The 1322-nt window shown below is 72.8% G+C and carries 2 protein-coding genes; both read left to right on the forward strand.

Annotation, left to right across the window (positions count from 1 at the left end):
* Nucleotides 1–145 precede the first annotated feature (145 nt).
* Nucleotides 146–724 (forward strand): type III secretion system chaperone family protein, encoded by a 579-nt coding sequence (locus tag N869_RS15120; RefSeq protein WP_052105644.1) that lies wholly within the window; start codon nt 146–148, stop codon nt 722–724.
* Between the two features lie 10 nt (nt 725–734).
* Nucleotides 735–1211: a type III secretion system chaperone family protein gene (locus N869_RS15125; protein ID WP_052105645.1), complete on the forward strand. Its 477-nt coding sequence runs from the start codon at nt 735–737 to the stop codon at nt 1209–1211.
* Nucleotides 1212–1322 lie beyond the last annotated feature (111 nt).

A 1322-nucleotide genomic window follows, 5' to 3' on the forward strand; every position in this document is an offset into this window, starting at 1 on the left:
GACGGGGTCGGCCCGTCCGGCGACGCCGGGCACGAGCGCGGGGGTGTCCGGGATGACGACGGCGGCCACGAGCACGCCCCGACGCTACCGTGCCGGCCGGGCCGTGCGGCGACGGGGGCGGGCGCTCACGGGGTAGTCTGCCCCGATGGGGTTCTTCTCCTGGGTGCGACGTGTCCGTGAGACGACAGCCGTGCAGGAGGCCGGCGAACGGCCCATGGCTGGCCTGCTGGGGGCGCCGTCGCGCCTCCCACCGGCCCAGAGCGCGCCACCGGTCGCCGCGACGGGCCTGCCGATCGCCTCACCCGTGACACGTGACCGGCTGTGCTCGTGGTTCACCGAGCACGGGTACACGTACTTCGTCGACAACGACGGGGACGTGGGTGGGGTGTGGCGCGGACGGCTGTTCTACTTCTTCCTGTTCGGAGAGCGCGGGGAGATCCTGCAGATCCGGGGGCAGTGGAACCGGGAGTTCGCGATCGAGCGGCTCACGTCGGTGCTGGAGGGCTGCAACCAGTGGAACGCCGAGCGCATCTGGCCCAAGGCCTACCTGCGGGTGCGTGACGACGGGATGGTGCACGTGACGTGCGAGGTCTCCACCGACCTGGAGCACGGAGCCACGGACGCCCAGCTGGGTCAGCTGATGCACTGCGGCCTCAGCGCGTCGAGCACGTTCTTCGACCTGCTGGACGAGATGTACCCCGACCCCGCCGCGCAGGCACCGTGAGGGGGCGGTGGTGAACCCCCTACGCCGGCAACCCGCACCCGTCGGCCCGGACCCGGCCCGGCTCGTGCCGCATCCCCTGGACGCCGCGCGCGTACGGGAGTACCTGACCGGGCAGGGGTACAGCGTCGCCGTGGACGAGGACGGTGACCTCACCGGCACCTGGGACGGTGACCGGTTCTGGTTCATGCTCCTGGGCGAGAAGAAGGAGATCCTGCAGGTCAGGGGACGGTGGCAGCGGACGTTGCCGCCGGGCCGTCGGGCGGCGGCCCTCCTGGCGGTCAACGACTGGAACCGGGAGCGGATCTGGCCCAAGGTGTACCTGCGTGACGAGGAGGACGGCACCGCCCTCTACGCGGAGGTGTCGGTGGACCTGGAGCACGGGGTGTCCGACGCCCAGCTCGCGCAGCTCGTGGCGTGCGGCCTGGGGACCGGGGTGCAGTTCTTCTCCGCGCTCGGCGGGCTGGTCCCCGAGGACCCCGCCGGCTGACGGTCAGCGACGGGCAGGGATCCCCAGCATGACCGGCCCCGCGGCCGGCGTCGCGCCGTGGTCGTGACCGCCGTCGGCGCGCGCACGTTCCCTGGCCGCCCACGCGTCCCC

The sequence above is a fragment of the Cellulomonas bogoriensis 69B4 = DSM 16987 genome (assembly GCF_000767165.1).
In the GTDB taxonomy this organism is placed as follows: domain Bacteria; phylum Actinomycetota; class Actinomycetes; order Actinomycetales; family Cellulomonadaceae; genus Actinotalea; species Actinotalea bogoriensis.